The following is a 24,319-nucleotide window of genomic DNA, read 5'->3' as shown; positions in this document are numbered from 1 at the left end:
CGCACCGAAAAAGTAGAAGACTGCCGCCGTTACTCGACGATGACTGCGGCGTGCATCCCCAGCTGTTCGTGGGGCACGCAGTAGTAGGTGTAGTTGCCGGCCTCCTCGAAGGTGTGTGCGAAGGTCGAGCCGGCGCTCGACATGCGTTCGCTCTCGAACGCGTCGTCGGTCGAGACGACGTTGTGCTGGCCGCCGTTGCCCGTCCAGACCCACGTCACTTCCGTCCCGGCCGAGACCACGACTGCGGCGGGGTCGAAGGCGTACCCTCGGTCCCCGGCACCGACGCTGATCTCGACGGTATCCTGGCCGGTCATGTCGGCCGCGGAGCCATCGTACCCGTTGGCGTCGTTGTCGTTCAGGTAAGTGTCGACCTCGCTGGGAACGCTGGCACCGCCACCGCCGCTCGTGGTGGTGTTGTTCCCGCCGCCGTCGTCGCCACCGTCTCCGTCGTTCCCACCGCCGCTACAGCCTGCCAGCGCGCCGGCCACTGTCATCGCTCCGATTCCACGCACGAACGTACGTCTCTCCATCTCACTGGTCACCTCGATAGTAACTCAGGGGTGGACACGGGTAAATAGCGGGATCCGTTCCCAGGGTGTGAGAACGCACAGTGACTGTTTGTGAACGTGTTCCCTTCGCTCACGTATGTCGCCGAGACTGCAGACTCGCGCCCGCAGTATCGTGGGTCCCGACCGGTCGCCGACGGCAGGGGTGGACCGATGATCTCGGTCAGCAAACTCCTCTGTGACCTGGACGCCGAGGGCGACGGCCTGCGGTACGACGCCGCCGACGAGTCCGACCGCGAGCAGATCCGCGAGGAGAAACAGCGCCGCCCGGTCGTCGTCTGGAACACCACCAAACAGTGCAACCTCTACTGTGACCACTGCTACGCCGCCGCCGACACCGAGTGTGCCCCCGGCGAACTCTCGACCGCCGAGGGCAAACGCCTGCTCGACGACCTGGCCGACTACGGCGTCCCCGTCGTCCTCTTTTCCGGCGGCGAACCCCTCGTCCGCGAGGACCTCGAAGAACTCGTCGCCTACGCCGCCGACGCGGGGATTCGCCCGGTCCTCTCGACCAACGGGACGCTCATCACCGAGGAGCGCGCCCGCGACCTGCAGGCGGCGGGGCTGAAGTACGCCGGCGTCTCCGTCGACGGCCTCCCCGAGCGCAACGACGCCTTCCGCGGGGAGGAGGGCGCGTTCGACGCCGCACTCCGGGGGATCGAGGCCTGCCAGTCGGCCGGCCTCAAGACCGGCCTCCGCTACACCATCACGAAACACAACGCCGACGACCTCGAGGACGTGGTCGCCCTGCTCCACGACGCCGGCCTCGACCGGTTCTGTTTCTACCACCTCGATTACGGCGGTCGCGGGTCGGAGATTCAGGACGTGGACCTCACGCCCGAGGAACGCCGCGAGGCCGTCCGGACCGTCTGTGACATGACCCGCGAGTACCACGCCCGCGGCGAGGAGATCGAGACCCTGCTGGTTGGTAACTACGCCGACGCCGGCTACCTCGTCGAGTACGCTCGCGAACACCTGAGCGAGGCCGCCGCCGAGCGGATCTACCGGTACCTGCAGGTCAACGGCGGCGATCCGACCGGCGAGCGCGTCGCGGACGTTGACTACCAGGGCAACGTCCACCTCACCCAGTTCTGGCAGGGCTACTCGCTGGGCAACGTCCGGGACCGCCCGTTCGGCGCGATCTGGGAGGACGAGTCGAACCCGCTCCTCGAACAGCTGCGCAACCGCGAAGACCATCTCAAAGGCAAGTGCGCCGACTGTGCCTACCAGTCCATCTGTCGCGGTGGCTCCCGCCTCCGCGCCCTGTCGGTCCACGACGACCCGTTCGCCCCCGATCCGCAGTGTTACCTCCACGACGACGAGATCGAGGGGCAGAACCCGGTCTTCGACACCGGGCCGGAACCGGCGGACTGATCGCCGAGGGGTCTCAGTCGCTCGGCTCCGGCTCGACCGGCGGCGCGTCCACCGATCCGGCCACGCTCGTCCGGCTCAGGTGCGTGTCTCCGAACCCGCTCGGGTACTTCAGCCCGTAGCCGACGGCACGGTCGACGCCGATGTGGGCCGTCCACACCAGCGCGACGGAGACGGCCAGCGGCGTGGTCACCCAGACGCCAGCGGCCCCCAGCAGGAGCGGCCCGACGTACGTGTGTGCGGCGTTGTAAAGTCGACTCCCGCTCACCGGGCCGGCGAGGTACCCGAGCATCGCGAGGTCGGGGGCGAGCGCCAGCAGGAGAAACAGCCAGAGCGGGCCGCCGAGCCAGAAGTACGCCGCCGTCGCGACGCCGAAGACCGCCAGCCCTTCCGCTCTGAGTATCGGTCGCGGGTTCATACGCCAGTAACGCGCCCCGAGGAGATATAGGTATCTGGCCCGCGGCGGCTGGGGCCGCGGTGCGTTCACTCCCGCCGTCTGCGAGCCGTGAGTGCCAGCGAGCCGATCAGCGCCACCAGCGTGACGACGAGTCCGAAGCCGGGGCCGTCCGCGGTGGTCGTCTCGGTCGCGCCCGGGTCGTCGGCCGGTTCGTCCGCCCCACCGGTCGGCGGGGTCACCGGGTCCGGTGACGCGGTGGGTGGGGCGGTCGTGGCCGGCGGTTCGGGCTCGTCCGTCGTCACCGGGCGCGTCGTCGTCTCCGTCTCGGACCCCTCGCCGTCGGCCGTTCCGTCGTCGGTGGTCGTGACGACCCCGGGACCGTCGGCGTCGATGTCGACCGGCCCGTCGATGCCGCTGGGGCCGGTACCCGCACTCTCGCCGCCGTCGCTACTCCCGGCCCCGTCGTCGCCACCGGTCCCGCTGTCACCCTCGCCGGCGTCGCTTCCGTCGGGACCGCCGGTGGTGTCGGTCGCGGCCACGACGATCCGGTAGTCGCCCGCAGGGAGCGTCACCGAGAGGTTGCCGCGCCTGCTGCTCGTGTCCAGTGCCGTCGGAGTGCCACCGCCCACGGCGTAGGCGGTTGCGTTGCCGGCGGTGCCGGGGAGTCGGACCGTCGCGTTACCGGTGCCCTGGACCGTGGCGTCGTACCCGGCGACCGGGGTGCCGGTGACCGACGCCTGCCCGGTCCCGGCCGCGTCGAGGTGGACGCCCGTGACCGTTCGGTCGGCCGCCACGAGGCTCGCGTTCGCGACCGACGTGTCCAGCGCCAGGACCGACAGGCCGGTCTCGACCGAACCGGCGGTCTCGGCGCTGACGTTGACCGTCCCGGTGAACCGCGTGGCGTCGTCGGCGGGCAGATCGACGGTCGCGGGCAGGTCGACGGTGAGGTTCGCGGTCACCGTCTCGCCCGCGGGCACGCGCTCGATTCCGTCGAGCGTCACCGCGTCAGCCGGCAGTTCCACACCGGCACCGTTCGTCAGGTTCCCGACGGTCACCGTCGGGTCTGCGATGGCTCGCTGGCCGCCGACTTCGGCGATGTCGAGCGCCGCCGACCGCTCGCTGCCGGGCGTGGCCGACACGTCGACCGCCGACGGGATCACGCCCATCATCGCCGGGCGCTCGGGCGTCTCGATAGCGATGACTTCGACCGGGACGGCCCCCTCGCGACCCCGCGCGTTGGCACTCGCCGTGACCGAGAGTTCCAGCCCGCTCGCGTTCTCGATCCGGACGCGGTTGACGACGCCGCCGTCCCCGTACCGGGAGTCGGGAATCGCCGCCGTCGTCCCGTCAGTGGTTCGGCCAGCGCCGTCGGTCACCGAGAGCCCGGTGTCGGCGTCCGGTGGGCCGATCAGCACGAGCGTCAGGCTGTCGGTGTCCTCGCCGGTCGTCAGACTGGCCGCCGCCGATCCCTGCGGACCGAGTTCGGTGTCGACCAGCGTCCGCACGCGCGGTTGTTGCTCGCCGAACGCCTGGCGAGTCATCGCCCGGCCGGGCACCGACTCGGCGGTCGTGTACACGGCGTCGGGCGTCCGCATCCGGTCGGCGGTCCCACCCGTCGCGGCCAGTCCCGCGCCGGCGGAGACGTCCGGTCCACTGGCGGGCTGACTCGGCGGGCCGTCGTCGCCGTCGATCTCGGTGAAGTCGTAGCCCAGCCGCTTGTCCGGGTCGACCGTGCAGGGCTCGCCGTAGGGCCCCTCGCTGGCGCTCGTCTTGTAGTTCGCACAGTCCGTGGTGGATATGTTGACGAACGTCCAGTCGGTCTCGTGATCGACCTGTTTGCCCTCCATGACGAGCATGGTGTGGACGAAGTGGACCCGGAGCGGATCGGTCTCGGGTTCGCCGATGGTGACCGTCGCGTCCCGGCGAACCGTCTCGCCCGGCTGGAGGGTCAGCGCGTCCTCGCTGGGCTCCGGGACCGTCGTCGCCTCGCCGTAGAGGCCACGCGACCCCTCGCCCTGCTCCGAGTGGTAGGAGCCGGCCACGACGACGCGCGTCGGCACGGCTGCCTCGCCGGTGTTCGTTATCGCGACCGGTCGCTCGTCCACGTAGCGCGTCCGGGTGTCGGTAAAGCCCGTGTCTCTGGGGCGGTTCGCCTTCACGACGTTGACGCCGTACCCGTTCTCCTCGAACTCCGGACTGTCGACGATCTCGCCGGAGACGTTCCCGACCGAGGGATTCCGGTACTCGGTTTCGAGCCAGTCCGCGATGTCTCGGTTGATCATCCCGACGTTCTCGATGTCGTGGAGCGCGTACAACTGCGTCCGGACGTTCCGTTTCACCGTCTCGTAGCGGGCGAGTTCCGTCTTGACGCCGAACAGGACCTCGCCGCCGGCACCGACCGCCTCCACGCCGGACCCGACGACGACCCCGAGTGCGTTCCCGTGGGCGGCACTCCCGGTCGAGATGACGCTGCCGACCTTGCCGACGAACGACGAGAGCTTCTTGGCCCCACTGGAGCCCTTGAACTTCCGATAGGCCCGCTTGTGTGCCTGGCGTGCCCCGCTGGTCTTGTTGATCGAGTACACGTCACCGTTCGGCGTCACGACGAGGCCCTGCGTGAGCCACTGGCCCGTCACCGCACGCTTTTGAGTCTGCACGACGTCTCCGACCGCCGCCGGGTCGAACGACTCGGGCGGGCGCTCGGGCACCCCCTCACCCCGCCGGATCAGTTCGGTCCGTTCGTGGTTGTTGTAGACCTGCTGTTTCGCGTCGGCGACGTGTGAGATGCTGTCGAAGGCGGCGCCCGCCTTTCCGGCCTTCCCGGGCGCGTAGCGGAAGTCCGTCATCCACTCCGTCTCGCTGAGCGTCCCGGCGTAGGCGGCGTACCGCTCGGCGTCGGAGCGCTGTGCGGCGGCGAACGCCCACTCCCCGTAGAGGCGCTTGATCTGGTTGCGCGTCGCCCTGACGAGCGCGCTCTTTGCCAGTTCGGTCGCGAACGTCGTCACCGCCTCCTTGGCCGCGGCCTTGGGATTGGCGCCCCGCTTTGCCGATGCCAGCGCCGCTTCTTCCATCCCGGCCCGGATCGAGCCGATGGTGTTTTTCAGCGTCACCGGTTTCTTCCCGGCCAGCACCTCGCCAGTATTGAGGTAGGCGTTGGTCGCGAGCCGACCGGTCTCGCCGATCTTGCCGAGCGACCCACGCTCGATCCGGTAGAGGTCGTCGGACAGGTGATCGAGGCTGGTGTCGTTCGTGTGCGTGACCGTCACGTCCTCGACGGCACTTCCGGACACCGTGACACACTCGGTCCGGACGTTCCGCGGGCTGTAATCCGGCGGCGCGACCAGCAGGCAGTACTCGCCCGCCGTCAGGTCGGTTAGCCGAACCAGGCCCTCCGGCCCGGTGCGGTAGAAGTTCCCGTCCGGCCCGCCGGGGAGTGTCCGCGGATACTGCGTGTACTCGGTCAAGGCGCGGAAGGTTCTAATCTCTCCCGTCCGCTCGTCGTAATACTCGAGCCCGTCGTACCACTCGAGCAGGTCAGCAGTGGTGAGCGGATCGGCACCGCCCGTCAGTTCCTCGCTCTCGTAGAGGTAGACCTTCACGCCCGCGAACGGCCGGTCGTCGGTTCCGTTGTTCACGTCGACCGAGATACCGATGGCGTCCTCGCTCGCCGGTTCGCCGAGCGGGTTCCGGCAGGTGACGTTGCCGAGACAGCCGTCGAACGCTCCTGGCCCTCGCGGCGTTCCCCACCAGTTCCGGCGGGCGTTCCCGCGTGGATCGGCCCGCGTCGCGTCGATCGTCGCGCCCGCCACCAGGTTCGTCCGGTGGACCGCCCACCGGCCGGTCGTGCCAGTCGCGACGAGACCGTTGTTCGTCAGATCGGTCGTTCCCTCGACCGACCAGTTGCCGTCGGCGTCGCCGGCGTCGATTCCCGCGCCGTCGTTGAACTCGACGGTCGCGTTGTCGACCGTCCAGTCGCCGGTACTCCGGGGCGCGACCACGCCGTCGCCGTTCCGGCTGACCGACGTGTCGACGACCTGCCAGTCGCCCGCGGTCCCGGTCGCTTTGACCCCCGCACCGGCGTTGCCCTCGACCACGCTGTCGGTGACGAACCACTCGTCGGTCGCGTCGGTCGCGAGGACACCGATCCCGTTCGCGCTGACGTTGCTCACCTGCACCGACCAGGCACCGGTCGTCGCCGCGGCATCGACACCTGCGGCGTCGTTGGCCCGGACCGACGAGTCGGTGACCAGCCAGCCGCCCGTGGCTTCCACCAGCGAGAGCCCGTCGTTGCCGTTCCCGACGACAGTTACGTTCTCGAACCGTGCGTTCCCGCCCAGTCTGGCCGCCGCGATCCCCCGACCGGCGTTGTCCCGAACCCGCGTGTCGAGGACTTCCCAGTCGGTCGGGTTCTGTGTGCCGCCAAGTCCCGGTGGGACGCTCCCGCTGGACTCGTCGGCCACGTCCCGGAGGACGAGTCCGGGACCGCCGTTCTCCGAGATCCGCGCGTCGAGGATGCGGAGCCGACCGCTGGACTGGCTCGCCGCGATCCCTGCGCCAGCAGTGCCGGTGACGGCTGTCTCCACGATCCGTCCGAAGCCACCGGTCTCGCGCACGTCGATCCCGTCCTCGTGGTCCCGGATCACCACGTCGCTGATCTCCCAGCCGCCGTCGGTCCCCGCCGCGTCGATGGCGGTCGCCGACCCGGACTCGACCGTCGTGTCGCTGATCGTCCAGTCGCCGTCGGCCGCGTTCGCGGCGATCCCCTCGGTGCCGTCGAGTCGCGCGTCCGTGATCGTCCACGCTCCGTCCGACCCCGAGACTTCGAGGCGGCCGCCGTCGGTGACCGTCACGCCGCTGATGGTCCAGTCGCCGTCGGCGTCGCGTGCCTCGACCGGGTGATCGTCAACGCTCGATATCGTCGCGTCCGTCAGCGTCCAGTCGTCGTCGGTTCCCGTCGCGTCCAGCGCCGTGATGCCCTCGAACGCGAAGCCGCGGATCGTGGGTGCCGCCTCGCTCCCCGCCGGAATCCGGAAGGCCACGTCGGTGGTGCCGGAGCCAGCGCCCACCGTCGGCTCGTCCGTCCCGACCAGCGTGACGTTCTTCCCGACCGTGATGCCACCGTCGTACCGGCCGGCTTTCACGACGATTCGGTCGCCGTCGGAGGCGTTCTCCACGGCCGGTTCGATGGCGTGGTACACGTCCGACCCACCGTCCTCGTCGACGACGAGTCGCGTGTCGGGTGCCGAGACGTTCACCGTCCGCGAGAACGTTTCTTCGAAGCCCTGGCGGTAGGTTATCGTCAACTCGACCGTGTACTCGCCGGACTCGTCGTAGGTGTGTGTCGTCGTCTCGCCGTTCCCGACCGACCCGTCCCCGAACGCCCAGGCGTAGCTGCCGACCGAGTCCGGGGCCGCCGGGTCGGCCGCGAACGTCACCGGCACGTCGACCGTCGCGTTCTCGGGATCGACGGTGAACGCGTCCGTCCCTTCCTCACCGACTTCGACCGTGGTGGTCGTCGCGTTCGTCAGCCCCTGATCGTCGGTGACGGTGAGTTCGACGGTGTAGGTTCCGGGGTCCTCGAACGCGTGTGTGACCGTCTCGCCGTCGCCACGCTCGCCGTCTCCGAACGACCAGTCGTAACTCTCGATGGTGCCGTTGTCCGTCGAGTCGGACCCGTAGAACGTGAGTTCCTCGCCGACGGTCACGTCCGTCGCCGACACGGCGAGGACCGCACTCGGTGGATTCGGCGTGGGACAGTCCGTGTCGACGCCGTCGGGCGCGGTCACGCCGTCGGGTGCCTCGACACACTCCGTGTCGTCGCCGTCGGTGCCGTCGCCGTCGGTGCCGTCGCCGTCGGACGGGCCGTTCGTGCGTTCCAGCGTCAACCGATAGGTGAACGACTGATCGGAGAGGTTCACGGCGTCGGTCCGGTCGTAGTACGTCTCGCTCCCCACGTCGATGCTGAAGGTGCCGTTCTGTTCGAGCGTCGCCGTCATCGTCGCGGGGTCGTTGCCGAACCCACTCCGACCGACCCAGCCGAGGCCACCGTCTGCACCGGGCCGGACCTCGATGAACGGCGAGTCGTCGGTCGGGGTGAGTGCTTCCAGCGTGATCCGGATCCGGTCACCCGCCGACCCCTGGAACTCCACGTAATCGTTGTAGCCGCGGGTGGTCTTCCGGTCGCTCCCGTCCAGCCGACCGACCACCGTCTCGCCGTAGCTGATGGACTCGGGATCCTCCGCGTCGACCGTCGGTCCGTCGCTGGTCCCGTCACTCGACCCGTTCGTCCCATCGGTCTCGTTCGTCGACTCGTCGCCGTTTCCGGATCCGCCGCCCGTGTCCACGTCCTCACAGACCGACGCGATCCGATCCAGGGGCAGCAGCGACGACTCCGGGAGCGAGCGGTTCGCGGCCGCCCGCTCGAACCGTCCACAGTACTCGGTCGCGTTCGCCGACTCGACCGTGATCGACCCGTCGAAGGTCTTGACGGTACCGCCGACACCGGTCACCGTCAGATCGTAGTCGTAGCTCCCGGGTCCGTCGTAGGTGTACCGCACCTCGGATCCGGTCTTCGTCGTCCCGTCGTGGAACGTCCACTCGTAGGACTGTGGCGGCTGTTCGTCGATCTCGGCGCTGGCCCCGAACAGGCCGACCGGTCCCACCGCGAAACTGTACTGGGTCACGTTGTACGGAACCGTCTCGTCGGTCCCGTTGCCGGCGTCCGTTCCGTTCGTGCCCGACGAGCCGTCGCCCCCATCGGCGCTGTCGGTGACGGTGATCTCCACTGTCGTCGAGTTGGTGAGTCCCTGATCGTCGGTGACGATCAGTTCGGCCACGTAGGTATCCGGGGTACCGTATGCGTGACTGACCTCGACGCCGGTCGCACCCTCACCGTCGCCGAACGTCCAGCCGTAGTTCTCGATGGTGCCGTTGTCCGTCGAATCGGAGCCGTCGAACGTGACCTCCTCACCGACGGTGACGGTGGTCGCCGAGGCACTGGCGACGGCCGTCGGCGGGTTCGGTGTCGGACACGGATCGGCGTCGACACCCGGTGCCGGGGCCACGCCGTCGGGCACCTCCACACAGTCCGTCGTGTTCGTGTCGCCGGTGTCGTCCGTGCCGTCCGACCCGTTGGCCGGGTCCGACCCGCCGTCACCGTTCTCGTCCTGCGGAGGCTCGATCCAGATGGTCCCGACCAGCGTGTCCGTCTGTCCCTCGTCGTCGGTCACCGTCACGCTTGCCCCGTAGGTACCGGGCTCGTCGTAGGCGTAGGCCACCGTCTCGCCGGTCGCGGTCGACCCGTCGCCGAAGTCCCACTCGTAACTCACGATGGAGCCGTCGTCGCTCGACCCCGACGCGTCGAACCGAATCGTCTCGCCGACCGTCACCTGCGTCCGCGACGCGATGTAGTCGGCCGTCGGCGGATCAGAGGTCGGACCGCTTTCGTTCTGCTCCGTGTCGTTCGTCGTCCCGCCGCCGTCCCCGCTCGTCTGGTTGCCGCCGCCACCGCCACCACCGCCGCCCTCGAAGTAGTCGTCGTCCGCCGCGGCCGTGGCGGGTACCGTCGCTCCGACACCGAGTGTCCCGACCACCGGTGCAGTCACCAGCGACAGCAATACCGTGAAAAAGACCAGCCGTCCGACCAGCCCGCGGACCGTCACCCGGGCGTGCGTTCCGTCCGATCTGTACGTCTGTCCACCCGCTGGTCCCGTCCCACCGGGACCCTGACCCCACTGCCGATCCATACCTCTGGTTTTAATTTTTCTGACCGCTGGTATAGTATAAATCTACTGAACTTACGGTTACAACAGACATCCTGGGTCGTGTATATTTCCGTCTCGACAGGACCGAGATTCGGGACGTCAGCCGATCTGCTCGGGGTCGTGCCGGTCGTGGACCCCATCGCCGAACAGTGGAAAACGGCGTGCCGGATTGGTCGGTCGGGTGATGGGCTATCCCCACGCAGTCGACGGGTTCGCCGTCCAGCGACGGGCGGTCATCCGTCCTCGTCCAGTTCCCGGAGCAGGTCCAGCGCCAGGTCCTTGTCCAGCGGGTCGTTTGCGTTCCCGCAGTGGGGCGACTGGACGCAGGCCGGACAGCCGTCGGCGCAGTCACAGGAGGCGACCATCCGGCGGGTCGTCGACACGAGCGATCCGATGTCGGCGTAGGCGCGTTCGGTCAGGCCGACGCCGCCGGGGTAGCCGTCGTAGACGAAAATCGTGGACTGGTCGGTGTGGGGATGCAGGGGCGTCGACAGGCCGCCCACGTCCCGGCGGTCACAGAGCAACTCCGCGGGCATCATCGCGATCATCGCGTGTTCGGCGGCGTGGATGCCGCCCCCGAACGCCTCGTCGGTGTCGCCGGTCTCGCTCCGTTCGCTCGCCCGCTCCCGCATCGCCGCCTCGACCGGCTCGGGGACGGTGAAGTAGAAGGCCCGGGTCTCCAGGGTGGTCTCGGGCAGGTCGAGTGCGAACCGTCCCAGGGGTTCGCCGCTGGAGCCGTCCCGGCGCTCGTAGCCCGTGATCTGCTTGCGCATGGTCACGTCGGCCAGCCGGAGTCGGCTGTCCTCGCGCCCGGGCATCGGTCGCTCGTCGTGGTCGTCCTCGACAGTGATCGTCTTGTCGTGGAGGACCTTCGTGTAGTAGTCGGCGTGGGTCCGTGAGAGTTCGGCCACGCCCAGATCGAGGTCCAGGTCGACCACCTCGTAGGTCCGGCCCTGGTGGTGGTAGATCGCGCCGGGGTGGGCGTCGCGCAGGGCGTCGCCGAAGGGGAGTTTCGCGACGGTGTCGCCGCTGGAACGGTCACGCAACTGGACCTGCTGGTCGTCGATGGTCCGGAGGCTCATCTCGTGCTGGGGGCTCCCGTCGGCGTCGTAGAGCCAGCGGATGCCGGCGTCCGTCTCCCGCCGGTCGAGGTCGCCCGTGTCGGTCAACTCGGCCACGACTTCGGGGAACTCCGGCCCGAAGTGGCGGTCGTCCGTCGGCGTCAGCCAGGTCTCGCGGGCCGCCGAGCGGACGTGCCCGGGCATGAGCTGGCGGTTCTCCGGGTTCGAGATGGCTCGCTCCGGCTCCGCATCGAAGAACTCGGTCGGATTCCGCATGAAGTACTGATCCAGCTGGTCCTCGCCGCCGACGAGGACGACGAGGCTCGGATCGGTGCCCCGTCCGGCCCGGCCGGCCTGCTGGAAGGCCTGCATCCGCGTCCCGGGGTAGCCGTCGAGGACGACGGCGTCGAGGCCGCCGATGTCCACGCCGAGTTCGAGCGCGTTCGTGCTCCAGACGCCCCGGATCTCGCCGGACTGGAGCCCGTCCTCGACCGACCGACGGCGTTCGTTCGTCAGCGCCGCCTGGTACGCCGTCACCGTCTCGGCGGCGTCGCGGTCGCCCCGCCGGCGCAACTCGTCGGCGCTCTCGGTGGCGTAGCGCTCGGCGGTCTGGCGCGAGCGGGTGAAGACGACCGTCTGGAAGCCACGGCTCACGAGGTCGACGAACAGCCGTTTCGTCTCGGTGTGACTGGACTTCCGGCGGCCGCCGCCCCAGCCCTCCTTGTCTTCGTATTCGGGCGGGTTCCAGAACAGCCAGTGGGTCGGCCCCGTGGCGCTCTCGTCGTCGGTGAGCGCCGCGAACGAGGACTCGGGCCGGCCCGTCACGGTCGCGGCGTGTTCGACCGGGTTGCCGATGGTCGCCGAACAGCAGACGTACTGCGGCGACGAGTCGAACCGCTCGCAGACGCGGTTGAGTCGACGCATCACGAGCCCCACCTGACTGCCGAACACGCCGCGGTACTCGTGGACCTCGTCGATCACGACGGTCTCCAGGCGCTCGAAGAACCACTCCCACAGGCGGTGGCTGTGGGGCAGGATGCCGTAGTGGAGCATGTCCGGCGTCGTGAGCAGGACCGTGGGCTGGCGCTCGCGAATATCTCGCTTCTCGGATTTGGACTGGCGGCCGGTGTACTGGGCGACGGTGACGCGACTGCCGAAGCCGAGGCCGCGTGCGAGGTCCTGGAGGGCGTCGGTCTGGTCCTCGATGAGCGCGACCTGCGGGGCGATATAGAGGGTACAGCCGGTGTGATCGAGGGCGCGCTCGAAGGCGGGGACGGTGTAGGCCAGACTCTTGCCGCTGGCGGTGTCGGTCGCCAGCACCACGTCGTCGCCGTCGCGGACGCGCTCGACCGCGGCCGCCTGGTGGCCGTACAGCCGCTCGATTCCCTGCTTTTCGAGCGCGGTGGCCAGGCGATCCGGGAGGTCCAGATCGGCGAAGGTCGCGTCGTGTCCGGGGACCGTCTCGTGGTGGGTGAGCTGCCCGTCGTAGTAGGGGCGGTCGCGGAGCCAGCGGATCGTCTCGTCCACGGCCCGGCTTACGGGGCGACGGTGCTAACTGTTTCGTCGCCGGTGCGGTCCGGGGGCGGAGTCGACCCTCAGGAGTCGATCCGCTTGAGGTCGCCGTCGCCGGAGTTGCCGCCGCCGCCGAGTTTGTCGCTGTTGAGCGAGAGGTGGATCGCGAACAGGATCGGCGAGAGGACGCCCAGCACGATGGCGACGCCCATCGCCAGCAGGCCGTCCGTCAGGACGAGTTTGCCGCCGCCGTGTTCGCCGCCACCGTGCTCGCCGCCCATGGCCGCCTCGCCCACGACGACGACGCCCTGCATGACGCCGGCGTGGGGCTCACAGAGGTACTTGACGACGCCTTCTTCTTCGAAGGTCTGCTCGAAGGTCGTCCCGGTCTCGCTCGTCGGTTCGCCGCTGTCGAAGTCGCGGTTCTCGCCGACGACGTTGTGGCGGCCGCCCTGCCACTCCCAGGTGACCGTCGTCCCGGGATCGACCTGTACTGCGGGCGGATCGAACACGAGGCCGTCGCCGCCGACCCCGATGGTGACCGCGTCCTCGCCCGTCATGTCGACGACTTCGCCGTCGTAGTTGGTCGTGTCCGACAACCAGCCGTCGAACGTCGGCCCGCCGGACTCCGTCCCTTCCTGTGCCGTCGCCGTGCCGGACGCACCGGCCGCGACGCCCGCGGCCGCCGCGCCCGTCGCCGCAGTCCGCAGAAAGCCGCGACGACTGGCCGTCGACCCGTCGGATTCGCTCGAACGTTCTGTCTCCATACCCGTCGGTTTTTCACCATCCTGTATAAGCCCGACTAAACGTGACAGGGGTTGGGAACCCGTTTCACACTTCCCGAAAAGTCGGGGCGAGCGGGCCTCAGCGGATGATCGTGACGGGACAGTGCGCCCGTCTGAGTACCGTCTCGGCGACGCTACCCAGCAAGATCCGGGAGACGCCCGAGCGGCCGTGGCTCCCCATGACGACGTGATCGACGGGTTCGGTGTCGGCGAACTCGACGATGCTCCGGGCCGGCTTGCCCAGCGTCGTCTCCGTCTCCAGGGTGACGCCGTACTCGTCGGCGGTCGCCTGTGCGTCCTCGAACAACTGTTCGGCGTTCGCCTCCTCGCTCTCGTACCAGTCCTCCCAGTAGCCCGGGAGCGAGGCCTCCATCGGTGCGCCGTAGCCCGCCTCGACGAAATCCAGGACGTGCAGGACGGTGATCGTCGCGTCGTCGGCGTACTCGTCGAGGGCGAACTCCAGTGCGCGTTCGGACAGCGGCGACGCGTCGAGCGGGACCAACACGTGATCGGTCATACCCCATCTTGGCGCTCGCCCGGATTAGTATCCGTCGAGATTCCAGGGCTCCGGGAATCGCCGTCCGTGCGCTCACCGCACACGACCGCGGGAGAACGCGACGCTTTACTCCGTCCAGTCGCAACGTCCGCACAATGGACAGACGACAGTACCTCCGGACCGCCCTCGGTACGACGGCGGGAACGGTCGCGGTCGCCGGGTGCCTCGGTGGGGGCGACTCGGCCGACGAGTACCCCAATATGAAACTGCCCAAACAGGAGATGTCGTTCGACCCCGAGGACGTGCGGTTCCCGGCGTGGGGCCAGCGGATTCCGGCCGCGACGCTTCCGCGGGCGCTGGGCGAGGGTGAGATGTCGACGCGGGGGTTCGACGAACCGCTCGCGCTAACCTTCGTCTTCAGCAACTGCATGACGGCCTGTCCGCTGTTGACGCAGGCGCTCGTCTCCGCCCAGGGCAAAGCCCTCGACGAAGGGTGGGGCGACGCCGTCGAATTCGCCGAAATCACGTTCGATCCGGCGCGGGACACGCCCGAGCGCCTCCGCACCTACGCCGACGAGCGAAACGTCGCGCTCGACGCCGGCAACTGGACGTTCCTCCGTCCCGAGACGGAAGCCCGGGCGAAGGCGGTCGTCCAGGAGCAGTTCGGCGTCCACTTCGAGAAAGCGTACCCCGAGAACGGGACGGGGACCGACTCGACCGGGACCGAGACGGACGCAGACAGTTCCACGCCGTCGACGGCGACCGCGTCCGAACCGAACGACTCCGAGGGCTACATGTTCACGCACCGCTCGCTGATCCTGCTGGTCAACGCCGAGGGCTACGTCGAACGGTTCTGGCGCGGAGACGCGGCGACCTCGACGGCCGCGGCGGAGCTACCAGACGCGATGAATCGGCTCAGAACGGCCTGAGTTCGGTCCGGCCTGCCGACGGCCCCGCTCACCTGGCGTACAGCGAGTAGACGATGACGCCGAAGCCAAGCGCCGTCAGCCCCGTCTCGGCGATGATGGCGTACTCCCGGGGGAGCGCCAGGCCGAGATCGAACACGCCGGCCAGGATGCTCCCGAGGGTGACGACCGCGAACCCGAACGCGAGCAAGCCGAGCGGTTTCGCGCCGGTTCGGCGGTAGGCCTTGTACGAGAAGAACGTGATCATCGCGCCCAGCACGAGCGTGACCGTCTTGAGCGCGGTGATGACCGTCGGCAGGTGGACGAGGGGATAGAGTTCGATCACGTTTCTTTACGCACCTCCGACCAGAGATCGCGCAGTCGTTCGTCCGCGGTCCGGGGGACCCGGCTGATCCCGACCTCGAACGCCCGGTCGTCGTCGAGGCCCACGACGACCTCCTCGAAGTCCACCTCGTACTGGCTGGCGTGTTGCCCGTCGGGGCGAATCTCCATGCCCTCCCGGAGCAGGGACGCCTCGGTCAACAGATCCAGTTTCCGGTAGGTGGTCGAGAGGGGAACGTCACAGACCTCCGAGATCTCTTCGGCTGTCATGGGTTCGTCGAGGTTCCGGACGATGGCTCGACACTTCGGGTCGTCCAGCGCGTCGAGCACGTCCTGTAGATCCGGCTGGTCCTCGTCCGCGAACGGGTCTCGGACCATGTGTCCGCATCTGGACGGGCGACGCTTATAATCGCTCCGACACGCGACCGCCGACAGCGGCCGTGCGTCCGCCTCTGGCCGCCCGTTCGAGGGAACATGTTCGAGCGCCGTGTCGTGGACCCCGTGACGTGTCAGCGGATCGGAAACCGCCGCGCCACGTCCCGGCTGTGTCGGCGGACACGCGATTGGCGGACCGGTTCGCTTTTGACAGGCCCGGGTCAATGAACGGACGTGCTCGCCGCCGAGTTGCACTCCCACTCGTCGCTGTCTCACGACGGCCGTGATCCCATCGAACTGCTTCTGGGACAGGCCCAGGCCGTCGGACTGGACGCGCTGGCCGTCACCGATCACGACGAGATCGAGGCCAGTCTGGCGGCCGTCGAGAAGGCCGAGGAGTACGGCCTCGTCGGCATCCCGGGCATGGAAGTCTCGACGGCCGCCGGCCACGTCCTCGCGCTCGGCGTCAGGGAAGCGGTCCCGCCCGGGCTCTCCTTCGGCGAGACGCTGGACCGCATCCGCCGGCTCGGCGGCATCGCCGTCGTGCCCCACCCGTTCCAGGAGTCCCGGAGCGGCGTCCTCGCGAACATCTCACAGGAGACGCTGACGGCCGCCGACGCCATCGAGGTGTACAACTCGCGCCTGCTGACGGGCCGGTCGAACCGCCAGGCCGAGCGGTTCGCTCGCCGCAACGGCATGCCCATGACCGCCGGGAGCGACGCTCACATCAGCGAGATGGTCGGCCAGGCCGTCACCCGTATCGACGCGGCAGAGCGAAGCGTCGACGCCATCCTCGACGCTATCCGCGAGGGCCACACCACCGTCGAGGGCAAGCGCACGCCCTGGCGGATCAGCTTCCGGCAGGCCGCTGGCGGGGTCAAGCGCCGCGTCGCGCGCCGCCTCTCCGATCTGCGATGATCGACGGTGCCGACCCGGCGACTGTCCGGGCCGCACTCGACAGTGGCGACCCACTGCCCGGGACCCGCGGATTCGCCGGACGACTCGACGCCGAGGACGGATCGCCCCGGCTCGTTCGTGACGTTCTCGGTCGGTACCCCTGCTTTTCCGAGGCCGACGATCCGGCCGCCTGGAGTTTCGACCCCCGAGATCTGACCGAGCCCGACCCCGTTCCGGCGGGCCACGCCCGAACCGCCGACGGCGACGAACAGGTCTGGACGCTGCCGGACCCGCCCGCGAGCGACGACGACGCGGCGGCAATCGAGGTGGTGCGGGAGGCGGTCGCCGCGAGTACCGCCGCGGTCGACGCGGCGGGCCTCGCGGTCGCGTTCTCCGGCGGCGTGGATTCGGCGATCCTGGCCGCCCGGCTCGACGCGCCGCTGTACGTCGCGGGGTTTCCCGACAGCCACGACGTGGAGGCCGCCCGTTCGGCCGCCGCCGCGATGGATCGCGACCTCACGGTCGTCGAACTCACGCACGACGACCTCGAACGCGCGGTGCCCGAACTCGTCGCCGCCACGGGCCGGACCAACGCGATGGACGTGCAGATCGCCCTCCCGCTCTATCTCGTGGCCGAACGGGTCGCCGCCGACGGCTACGACCGACTCGCGGTAGGCCAGGGTGCCGACGAACTGTTCGGCGGCTACGCCAAAGTCGCGAAAGCACCCGACGACCCGCGCGTCGACGCCGAGACGGTCCGGGGCGCGCGCCGCGAGGTCGTGACCACCCTGCCCGACCAGCTGGAGCGGGACGTACTCGCACTGCGGGCCGCGGGCGTCGAACCCGTCGCGCCGTTGCTGGACGACCGCGTGATCGACGCGGCGCTCCCGCTCCCAGGGCACCTGCTCGTCGCCGACCCCGAACCGGGCGCGGACCGCGGGGACGCCGAGCGGAAGGTCGCGCTCCGGCGGGCGGCCGAGTCGTGGCTCCCCGAGGCGGTCGCGGGGCGGGACAAGAAAGCGGTCCAGTACGGGAGTCTCGTGGCCCGGGAACTCGACCGATTGGCCCGACAGGCCGGCTACAAGCGGCGGATGGACGATCACGTCACGAAGTACGTCCGGTCGCTGGTGGAGTGACCGTCGGTGATCGCGTTGTCGTCGCTGTCGGGCACTGCGACAGCGAGAGGAGAGCGGTGAGTTACTGGGAGACCGTGTCTTCGGCTTCCAGCAGTTCGTGGTAGCGGTTACGGATGGTGACCTCGGAGATGGATGCGACTTCGGAGACTTCCGACTGGGTGACCTTCTCGTTGGCCAGCAGCGAGGCGGCGTAGACGGCGGCCGCCGCGAGGCCGACCGGGGACTTCCCGGAGTGGACGCCCTTCTCCTTGGCGGAACTCAGCAGGTCCCGCGCCCGACGCTCGACCTCCTCCGAGAGGTCGAGATCGGAGGCGAAGCGGGGGACGTAGCTCTCGGGGTCTGCCGGCTGGATCTCCAGGCTCAGCTCCCGGACGACGTAGCGGTAGGTCCGGGCGATCTCGTCCTTGTCGACCCGGGAGACCGAATCGATCTCGTCGAGGCTTCGCGGTGTGCCCGCCTGCCGCGCGGCGGCGTACAGCGAGGCCGTCGCGACGCCCTCGATGGAGCGGCCCGGGAGGAGGTCCTCGTCGAGCGCGCGGCGGTAGATGACGCTGGCGGTCTCCCGGACGTTCTCCGGGAGGCCGAGCGCGGAGGCCATGCGGTCGATCTCGCCCAGCGCTTGCTTGAGGTTGCGCTCCTTGGAGTCACGGGTGCGGAACCGCTCGTTCCAGGTGCGCAGTCGCTGCATCTTCTCGCGCTGGCGCGAGGACAGGGAGTTCCCGTAGGCGTCCTTGTCCTGCCAGCCGATGTTGGTCGAGAGCCCCTTGTCGTGCATCATGTTGGTGGTCGGGGCACCGACCCGGCTCTTTTCGTCTTTCTCCTTGGCGTCGAAGGCGCGCCACTCCGGCCCGGGGTCGACCTCGTCTTCGGAGACGACCAGTCCACAGTCTTCACAGACCGTCTCGCCGCGCTCGGAGTCGGTCGCCAGCGAGCCGCCACACTCCGGACAGGCGACCTGCTCCTCGTTTTCCCGTTCGTCCGATTCCGTCGGCTCTTCGCGCGTGCGCTCGCGCTCGCCCGTATACTCTCTGATGGTGGTGTCGGTCATTGGTTGAATCGGCGGGCGCTGGTGCCCGGAAAACTCTCTAATGCGTTATTATGTTGTGGGTCCGCCGACTTAAAACTTTTGGCCTCTTGAGCGGTCGTACGTGCCGATTTCGGCCGTTGAACGTGCTGCCTCGCGCGAGCGCGCTCGCGGGCGACCCACTGGAAGAAAGCCCGAGTATCGAAACCCTTACCGCCGGTCCGGGCCTCGCCGCGAACATGAGCGATTCGGCCGTCGAACCCGAGGACGTGCGCCACGTCGCCTCGCTGGCCCGCGTCGACCTCGACGACGAGGAGGTCGACCGGTTCGTCGAGCAGTTCGCGGACATCCTCGACTACTTCGAGACGCTGGACGAGGTCCCGGAGGTCGACTCCGAGACGGACCTCGCGAACGTGATGCGGGCCGATGAGGTTCGCGACTCCCTCGATCAGGACGAAGCGTTGCGAAACGCCCCCGAGAGCGAGGAGGGCTTCTTCAAGGGGCCGAAGGTCTCGTAATGTCGCACAACGCCTACATCACCGACGAGCGGATCGAGAGCGACGACGACGGCCCGCTGGCCGACCGGACCGTCGCCGTCAAGGACAACATCTCGACCGAGGGCGTCCGGACCACCTGCGGGTCGGCCATGCTCGACGACTACGTCCCGCCCTACGACGCGACGGTCGTCGAACGCCTCAAATCGGCCGGCGCGACCATCACGGGCAAGACCAACATGGACGAGTTCGGGATGGGAACCACGACCGAGACCTCCGCGTTCGGCCCGACCGAGAACCCCGCCGCGCCGGGCCACGTCCCGGGCGGCTCCTCCGGTGGCTCGGCGGCGGCCGTCGCCGCGGGCGAAGCCGACCTCGCACTTGGCACGGACACCGGCGGTTCGGTGCGCTGTCCCGCCGCGTTCTGTGGCGTCGTCGGCATCAAGCCGACCTACGGCCTGGTCTCGCGGTACGGCCTGATCGCCTACGCCAACTCGCTGGAACAGATCGGTCCCATCGCGCCCAGCGTCGAAGAAGCCGCCGAACTGCTGGGAGTCATCGCCGGCCCCGACGAACACGACGCGACGACCCGGGAGGCAAGCGAGGAGGGGGCCGACACCGATTACGCCGCCGCCGCGGACGGCGACGTGGAGGGCATGGAGATCGGGATTCCGACGGAACTGGTCGAGGGAGCCGACGAGGGGGTCGTCGAGACCTTCTGGGACGCCATCGCCGACCTCGAAGCCCAGGGGGCCAGTTACCACGAGGTCGACCTTCCGTCGGTCGAACACGCCGTCGAGGCCTACTACGTGATCGCCATGTCCGAAGCCTCCTCGAACCTCGCGCGGTTCGACGGCGTCCGCTACGGCCCCAGCCCCGACTACGAGGGCAACTGGAACGAGGAGTTCGCGGGCGTCCGCGAAGACGGGTTCGGCGAGGAGGTCAAGCGCCGTGTCCTGCTCGGGACCTACGCCCTCTCGGCGGGGTATCACGACAAGTACTACAAGAAGGCCCAGGACGCCCGGGCGTGGGTGAAACAGGACTTCGACGAGGCCCTGACGGAGGCGGACGTGCTGGCCTCGCCGACGATGCCCGTCCCGCCGATGGAGATGGGCGAGAGCCTGTCGGACCCGCTCACGATGTATCTCGCCGACGCCAACACGACCCCGGTCAACCTGGCGAACCTGCCCGCGATCTCCGTGCCCGCAGGCGAGACCGACGACGGCCTCCCCGTCGGGATGCAGTTCGTCGGGCCGGCGTTCGGTGAGACGGAGATTATCCGGGCCGGGAGTGCGCTGGCGTAGGTTCGCTCCGAGAGCAAGGCTGCTTTTGCGTGGATGCAGGGCCCGATCAGACGATCAATTCGGCGTCGTCGAGGTACTCGTTCCGGATGCGTTCGACTTCGGGCCCCTCCGGGACCAACCCGGGGGTCGTCGCGGGCTCGTCGAAGCGGTCCGGGTCCGGCGTGACCGATTCGAGGACTTCCGAGAACACGGGGCCGTCTCGACCGGTGATGTGAACGAAGCCGCCGTACTGGCGGTCTTCGGCGCGCGACGCCGCCGGGTCCGGGAACGCAACTCGGATCAGATCGGTTCGTTCGCGGATGTACTCGGCCGCTCTCCGCTGTGAGTACTGGCATTCCGCGTGGTAGCGGTCTCGATACCGGGAGTCGAGGTCCGACTCGTCGTGTTTTGGCGACTCGTAGCGGATGGCGTCGCCGGCCACCTCGCCGTCGAAGAAACTGAAGTTCACGGTAAAGGAGTCCGGGTAGCGAAGGACGGTCAGCACGCAGATATCGTCGTCGACGGTGAACCGTTCCTGCAACCGGCAGTAACACTCCTGATAGTAGACGGCGAGCGCGCCGATCCAGTCGTCACGCTCGCCGCGAAGATACTCGTCGGCGACGGCGTGATACTCCTCGCCGACGATCTGCTGGAGCCGGTGTTTGAATCCCTGACTCATCTCGTCGAGCTCGTACTCGTAGGCGTCGGTGAGCGGCACGTCGGGATCGGCGAGTAACTCGGCCTTCCGGTCACCGGCGTCCGCGATGCGGTGCATGTTCTCGTGGAGCGTTCGCTCGGCAGCGTCGTCCGGCAGCGGCACCCTGACGGCCTGCCGAGCGAGAATGTCGGTCCCGCGTCCCAGTCGCTGTCGCCAGTCGTCCATTTCCCGACCCGGGATTCCGCCGTGGGCTTGAAAACTGTCGTGACGGACTCACCGGTCGATGCGAACGAAACTGCGGGACGGCTCTCGCTCCGCTCACTCGGCGGCGGGCCGCTCCCGCTCGTCCCGCGGGGCTCCCTCCTGCTGGTCGAGATACGTCACTGCCCCCGAGAAGTTCATCCGGAGTTCGCCGTACTCCAGATCGTCGCTCCAGCCCTCTGGCACGTCGTTCACCTCTAGCAAGTGCTTGAACGCCGCGCGGTCGTCGTCCTGCCGGCGGCGCGTCTGTGCGACCCGGGCGACCCAGGCTTTCAACACGTCGGCGTAGGCGTCGAGCGCGCCGTCCGCTGGTCGGGGTCCGAAGTGGCTGTACAGGAGGGTCTCGGCGTCGATCTCGCGGAGTACTTCGATGTCGTCCAGACACTGGTCGAGATCGAACGTGGGCGGCGGCGTCGCGACCCGAGCGGTGTCGAACTGCTCGTAGAAACAGCCCAGTACGTCGGCGGTGAACACGGCGTCGTTGGCAGGATCGTGGTAGACCACCTGATGAGTGGCGTGACCCGGGGCGTAGTGGACGGCGAGTTCGTGGTCACCCAGGTCGATCACGTCGCCGTCGGTCACCTCGCGAATCCGATCCTCGGAGATGGGCTCCGGGTCCGTGTAGAACTGCCAGCCGGACTCGCCGACGACTTGCTTCGTCCCGGCGACGAGCGTGGCGGGATCGACGAGGTGGGGCGCCCCCTGTTCGTGGACCACCACCTCCGCGTTCGGGCACGCCGCGGCGAGTTCCCCGGCCCCACCGGCGTGATCGAGGTGGACGTGCGTGAGTGCGATTACCTCGATCTCCTCGCGACTGATCGCCAGTTCGTCCAGCGCGGCCAGCACGCGGTCGGTGTGTTTCCCGATCCCCGACTCGATGATCGCCGGCCGCTCCCCGTCCAGCAGATACACCGACGTGTGTCCCGACACTTCGTACACGCCGGGATCGACGTAGTACAGGTCGGTGCAACTCCCCGTCTCGACACGACGCATGTCCCCAATTCCCATGGCGTGCGGTAATTTCCTCCATCGTAATGAATGTAATGAAGCAAGCAATCCGGAATGGGCGCTGGGCGGCCGGGTTGGTCCCAGTACTGACAACGCAGACACTATTCTGCGTCCCGACGAGCCAGCCAGAGTCTGTGCCCCCGGGTCAGGAACCCGAGGCCGAGGAGTGCGGCCAGCAGCGACAGCACGATCAGGCCGGGTGGACCGTCCCTCTCGCCGAGTTCGATCACGTAGTAGTAGCGGTCGCCGTCCCGGACGAGCAGGCCTCTTTCCATCTCGGTCTCTCCGTACGCCGATCCGCTCCGCACGGCGTTGGCGACCGGGGGACGTGCGTCCGACAGGGCGACGCTCACCGCCGCGGCGACCCGTTCGCCGTCGACGGGCTCGTAGGAGACCGTCGTCGACTCGTTCCCGCTACGGATCGTTCGTCTGTAGAAGCCACCCTCGAAGTCCGAGTAGAACGTGGGGAAGTGGACGTACCTCGTGGGCGGTCGGTCGTCGTACTCGACAGTGTCGACGGTGACGTTCCCGGTCCGGACGACGTGTTCCTGGAGGTAACAGTCCCAGGTCTCCCACCGGAAGCCACAGTCGATGCCTGACACGCCGCCGGTGAAGATGACGCCGCTCTCGCTGTCGAACCGGATGGTGTCCGCGGTCGGTTCGGCGTCGTACGCGACGTACTCGTACCGCGGCTCGTCGAGATCGAACGCCTGGACTGCGAGCGGATTCAGGACCAGCGCGAGACCGACGATCACATAGAAGCCGATTCGCGTTCGTTCGCCGGGGGACCAGCCGCGGGCGACCATGCCCGCCAGTTTTCACGCCACTCCGATGACAGTTACTCCTCGTAGGCGAGGTTCATGACCCACTGGGAGAAGGCGTCGGAGTGTGGGTCGACTTCCTCGTCACCGATAAAGGGCGAGAGCATGTCGCCGGCCATCAACAGGGAGAAATCGAGGTCGCGGGGCGCGGGGGTGAGGTGGTAGGTGTTGTGGCCCTCGTAGACGGTCTCCTCGCGCTGGATGAGACCCTTGTCGGCCAGTGACTCGACGATGCGGCTTCCCTTGCGGGAGGAGACGTCGAGTTCCTTCCAGAATTCGCTCTGGTGGATGCCACCGGTCTCCCGGACGAGTTCGAGGCCGCCACGCTCGTCCTCGGTGAGTTCGGATTCGGGCGTAACCATACCCGTCTCTGGGACTCTCTGCGGTTTAAAACTGACTTTCGACCGGCCGATACTCGGTCTCGCAGGGTGGGCCGTCGGCGAACCGGTAGCGACTCCCTTCGGGACCGATGGTCACGAGCGAGGACGAGCGCGTCCCGAACCGATCCCGGTGGACGCAGACGCCGTACTCGTGGTCTGCGATCACGTCGGCCGCGCGCTCGATCCACGCGCCAGCTCGCTCGCCGGGTTCGGGTCGGAGTGCGGTCCGGACCGCCGCGGCGTTCTCGCCCTGCTTTCGGCCGTCCTCGGACTTTTCGTCGGGAATTCGCCAGTCGCCGTCCGCGCCGACGTTGACCACGACGTGGACGCCGGGCTGGAAGTTCCGGACGGCGAGCTGGCCGTCCCACTCCAGCAGGAGGGCGGCGTTCTCGTCGGCCACGACGAGATTGAACCCCTCGAACTCGTGCTCGCGGACCTCGCTCTCGATGAACCGAGCGGCCTCCTCCGCACCCTCCTGCCGGAGGGCATCCCTGGTGAGCAGACCCCGGGAGCGCTCGCCCGCCAACTCGGCGTCGGTCCACCGGTTCGTGATGCCGACGAACAGCCCGTGTTCGTTGTGCCCGATCCAGGTCCCGCCGGCCTCGCTGTCACGCGGTGCGATCACCGTGGGCTCGTCGTCGAGCCGTTGGGGTGGTTCCGAGGGGCGGTCGACCATCTCGTCGCGGTTCGCCGCGACGGCGACGGGCGTGTCGGCGAACACCTGCCAGGCGAGAACGAGTGTGCACACGGACTTCCGTAGTGGCTCGGGCCGCTTAAGCGGTCG

Annotated in this window: 20 protein-coding genes; 6 read left to right on the top strand and 14 right to left on the bottom strand. The window is 68.6% G+C overall.

The genetic code is table 11. The annotated features are described in order from the left end of the window. Positions 1 to 29 precede the first annotated feature (29 nt). Positions 30 to 494 carry a halocyanin domain-containing protein gene (locus ACOZ4N_RS07950; protein WP_424019391.1) on the bottom strand — a complete coding sequence of 155 codons (465 nt, stop codon included), beginning with the start codon at positions 492 to 494 and terminating at the stop codon, positions 30 to 32. A 225-nt stretch (positions 495 to 719) separates the two neighbouring features. Here ACOZ4N_RS07950 and ACOZ4N_RS07945 point away from each other — a divergent pair, with 225 nt between their 5' ends. Then, the gene (locus tag ACOZ4N_RS07945; RefSeq protein WP_424019390.1) at positions 720 to 1,940 is read left to right on the top strand and encodes a TIGR04347 family pseudo-SAM/SPASM protein; all 1,221 of its coding nucleotides are present in this window, start codon (positions 720 to 722) and stop codon (positions 1,938 to 1,940) included. A gap of 13 nt (positions 1,941 to 1,953) precedes the next feature. On the opposite strand, the gene ACOZ4N_RS07940 is transcribed toward ACOZ4N_RS07945, so the two are convergent. From ACOZ4N_RS07940 to ACOZ4N_RS07920, 5 genes are all read right to left on the bottom strand, one after another. Beyond that, a complete protein-coding gene (locus ACOZ4N_RS07940; RefSeq protein WP_424019389.1) occupies positions 1,954 to 2,355 on the bottom strand; it encodes a DUF4260 domain-containing protein in 402 nt (133 codons plus the stop codon). Between the two features lie 65 nt (positions 2,356 to 2,420). Then, positions 2,421 to 10,079 carry a PKD domain-containing protein gene (locus ACOZ4N_RS07935; protein WP_424019388.1) on the bottom strand — a complete coding sequence of 2,553 codons (7,659 nt, stop codon included), beginning with the start codon at positions 10,077 to 10,079 and terminating at the stop codon, positions 2,421 to 2,423. 251 nt (positions 10,080 to 10,330) lie between these two features. After that, positions 10,331 to 12,685, bottom strand: coding sequence for a DEAD/DEAH box helicase (locus ACOZ4N_RS07930; RefSeq protein WP_424019387.1), 2,355 nt, complete (start codon positions 12,683 to 12,685; stop codon positions 10,331 to 10,333). Between the two features lie 68 nt (positions 12,686 to 12,753). Continuing rightward, on the bottom strand, positions 12,754 to 13,437 hold the full coding sequence (locus tag ACOZ4N_RS07925; protein WP_424019386.1) for a halocyanin domain-containing protein: 684 nt from the start codon (positions 13,435 to 13,437) through the stop codon (positions 12,754 to 12,756). Positions 13,438 to 13,534: 97 nt separating this feature from the next. Beyond that, positions 13,535 to 13,972: a universal stress protein gene (locus ACOZ4N_RS07920; RefSeq protein ID WP_424019385.1), complete on the bottom strand. Its 438-nt coding sequence runs from the start codon at positions 13,970 to 13,972 to the stop codon at positions 13,535 to 13,537. A 134-nt stretch (positions 13,973 to 14,106) separates the two neighbouring features. On the opposite strand from ACOZ4N_RS07920, the gene ACOZ4N_RS07915 reads away from it, so the two are divergent. Further along, positions 14,107 to 14,880 (top strand): SCO family protein, encoded by a 774-nt coding sequence (locus tag ACOZ4N_RS07915; protein ID WP_424019384.1) that lies wholly within the window; start codon positions 14,107 to 14,109, stop codon positions 14,878 to 14,880. Positions 14,881 to 14,908: 28 nt separating this feature from the next. Here ACOZ4N_RS07915 and ACOZ4N_RS07910 read toward each other — a convergent pair whose 3' ends face one another. Together ACOZ4N_RS07910 and ACOZ4N_RS07905 are read right to left on the bottom strand one after the other, a co-directional pair. Further along, a complete protein-coding gene (locus tag ACOZ4N_RS07910) occupies positions 14,909 to 15,202 on the bottom strand; it encodes a DUF7521 family protein (protein WP_424019383.1) in 294 nt (97 codons plus the stop codon). After that, positions 15,199 to 15,576 (bottom strand): helix-turn-helix domain-containing protein, encoded by a 378-nt coding sequence (locus ACOZ4N_RS07905; RefSeq protein ID WP_424019382.1) that lies wholly within the window; start codon positions 15,574 to 15,576, stop codon positions 15,199 to 15,201. Before ACOZ4N_RS07905 ends, ACOZ4N_RS07910 begins: the two co-directional genes overlap by 4 nt. A gap of 231 nt (positions 15,577 to 15,807) precedes the next feature. On the opposite strand from ACOZ4N_RS07905, the gene ACOZ4N_RS07900 reads away from it, so the two are divergent. Together ACOZ4N_RS07900 and ACOZ4N_RS07895 are read left to right on the top strand one after the other, a co-directional pair. Beyond that, positions 15,808 to 16,491 (top strand): PHP domain-containing protein, encoded by a 684-nt coding sequence (locus ACOZ4N_RS07900; protein WP_424019381.1) that lies wholly within the window; start codon positions 15,808 to 15,810, stop codon positions 16,489 to 16,491. Further along, positions 16,491 to 17,606, top strand: coding sequence for an asparagine synthase C-terminal domain-containing protein (locus ACOZ4N_RS07895; protein ID WP_424019943.1), 1,116 nt, complete (start codon positions 16,491 to 16,493; stop codon positions 17,604 to 17,606). The genes ACOZ4N_RS07900 and ACOZ4N_RS07895 overlap by 1 nt, the downstream gene beginning before the upstream one ends. Positions 17,607 to 17,667: 61 nt before the next feature. Here the strand turns inward: ACOZ4N_RS07895 and ACOZ4N_RS07890 are convergent, their stop codons facing one another. Further along, positions 17,668 to 18,654, bottom strand: coding sequence for a transcription initiation factor IIB (locus ACOZ4N_RS07890; protein ID WP_424019380.1), 987 nt, complete (start codon positions 18,652 to 18,654; stop codon positions 17,668 to 17,670). 215 nt (positions 18,655 to 18,869) lie between these two features. On the opposite strand from ACOZ4N_RS07890, the gene gatC reads away from it, so the two are divergent. Then, positions 18,870 to 19,148, top strand: coding sequence for an Asp-tRNA(Asn)/Glu-tRNA(Gln) amidotransferase subunit GatC (gatC, locus tag ACOZ4N_RS07885; protein WP_424019379.1), 279 nt, complete (start codon positions 18,870 to 18,872; stop codon positions 19,146 to 19,148). After that, the gene (gatA, locus tag ACOZ4N_RS07880; protein WP_424019378.1) at positions 19,148 to 20,428 is read left to right on the top strand and encodes an Asp-tRNA(Asn)/Glu-tRNA(Gln) amidotransferase subunit GatA; all 1,281 of its coding nucleotides are present in this window, start codon (positions 19,148 to 19,150) and stop codon (positions 20,426 to 20,428) included. The genes gatC and gatA overlap by 1 nt, the downstream gene beginning before the upstream one ends. A gap of 46 nt (positions 20,429 to 20,474) precedes the next feature. On the opposite strand, the gene ACOZ4N_RS07875 is transcribed toward gatA, so the two are convergent. The 5 genes from ACOZ4N_RS07875 to ACOZ4N_RS07855 form a co-directional block, all read right to left on the bottom strand. Beyond that, the gene (locus tag ACOZ4N_RS07875; RefSeq protein ID WP_424019377.1) at positions 20,475 to 21,290 is read right to left on the bottom strand and encodes a hypothetical protein; all 816 of its coding nucleotides are present in this window, start codon (positions 21,288 to 21,290) and stop codon (positions 20,475 to 20,477) included. Between the two features lie 93 nt (positions 21,291 to 21,383). Further along, positions 21,384 to 22,334, bottom strand: coding sequence for an MBL fold metallo-hydrolase (locus ACOZ4N_RS07870; protein WP_424019376.1), 951 nt, complete (start codon positions 22,332 to 22,334; stop codon positions 21,384 to 21,386). A 101-nt stretch (positions 22,335 to 22,435) separates the two neighbouring features. Further along, positions 22,436 to 23,140, bottom strand: coding sequence for a hypothetical protein (locus ACOZ4N_RS07865; protein WP_424019375.1), 705 nt, complete (start codon positions 23,138 to 23,140; stop codon positions 22,436 to 22,438). A 32-nt stretch (positions 23,141 to 23,172) separates the two neighbouring features. Next, complete coding sequence (locus ACOZ4N_RS07860; RefSeq protein ID WP_129069012.1) at positions 23,173 to 23,517, bottom strand: helix-turn-helix transcriptional regulator; 345 nt, start codon at positions 23,515 to 23,517, stop codon at positions 23,173 to 23,175. Between the two features lie 25 nt (positions 23,518 to 23,542). After that, positions 23,543 to 24,283, bottom strand: coding sequence for an NRDE family protein (locus tag ACOZ4N_RS07855; protein WP_424019374.1), 741 nt, complete (start codon positions 24,281 to 24,283; stop codon positions 23,543 to 23,545). Positions 24,284 to 24,319: the final 36 nt, after the last annotated feature.

The sequence above is a fragment of the Halorientalis pallida genome, assembly GCF_049605515.1.
GTDB lineage: Archaea > Halobacteriota > Halobacteria > Halobacteriales > Haloarculaceae > Halorientalis > Halorientalis pallida_A.
The sequence above is the reverse complement of the archived record's forward strand: the minus strand, read 5'-3'. Positions and strand labels throughout refer to the sequence as shown.

Excerpts from the sequence above, each read along its gene's own strand:
- ACOZ4N_RS07915 (WP_424019384.1), top strand. The coding sequence starts at position 14,107 with ATGGACAGACGACAGTACCTCCGGACCGCCCTCGGTACGACGGCGGGA.
- gatA (WP_424019378.1), top strand. The coding sequence starts at position 19,148 with ATGTCGCACAACGCCTACATCACCGACGAGCGGATCGAGAGCGACGAC.
- ACOZ4N_RS07935 (WP_424019388.1), bottom strand. The coding sequence starts at position 10,079 with ATGGATCGGCAGTGGGGTCAGGGTCCCGGTGGGACGGGACCAGCGGGT.
- ACOZ4N_RS07860 (WP_129069012.1), bottom strand. The coding sequence starts at position 23,517 with ATGGTTACGCCCGAATCCGAACTCACCGAGGACGAGCGTGGCGGCCTC.
- ACOZ4N_RS07865 (WP_424019375.1), bottom strand. The coding sequence starts at position 23,140 with ATGGTCGCCCGCGGCTGGTCCCCCGGCGAACGAACGCGAATCGGCTTC.
- ACOZ4N_RS07945 (WP_424019390.1), top strand. The coding sequence starts at position 720 with ATGATCTCGGTCAGCAAACTCCTCTGTGACCTGGACGCCGAGGGCGAC.
- ACOZ4N_RS07940 (WP_424019389.1), bottom strand. The coding sequence starts at position 2,355 with ATGAACCCGCGACCGATACTCAGAGCGGAAGGGCTGGCGGTCTTCGGC.
- ACOZ4N_RS07905 (WP_424019382.1), bottom strand. The coding sequence starts at position 15,576 with ATGGTCCGAGACCCGTTCGCGGACGAGGACCAGCCGGATCTACAGGAC.
- ACOZ4N_RS07950 (WP_424019391.1), bottom strand. The coding sequence starts at position 494 with ATGACAGTGGCCGGCGCGCTGGCAGGCTGTAGCGGCGGTGGGAACGAC.
- ACOZ4N_RS07870 (WP_424019376.1), bottom strand. The coding sequence starts at position 22,334 with ATGGGAATTGGGGACATGCGTCGTGTCGAGACGGGGAGTTGCACCGAC.
- ACOZ4N_RS07890 (WP_424019380.1), bottom strand. The coding sequence starts at position 18,654 with ATGACCGACACCACCATCAGAGAGTATACGGGCGAGCGCGAGCGCACG.
- gatC (WP_424019379.1), top strand. The coding sequence starts at position 18,870 with ATGAGCGATTCGGCCGTCGAACCCGAGGACGTGCGCCACGTCGCCTCG.
- ACOZ4N_RS07925 (WP_424019386.1), bottom strand. The coding sequence starts at position 13,437 with ATGGAGACAGAACGTTCGAGCGAATCCGACGGGTCGACGGCCAGTCGT.
- ACOZ4N_RS07875 (WP_424019377.1), bottom strand. The coding sequence starts at position 21,290 with ATGGACGACTGGCGACAGCGACTGGGACGCGGGACCGACATTCTCGCT.
- ACOZ4N_RS07920 (WP_424019385.1), bottom strand. The coding sequence starts at position 13,972 with ATGACCGATCACGTGTTGGTCCCGCTCGACGCGTCGCCGCTGTCCGAA.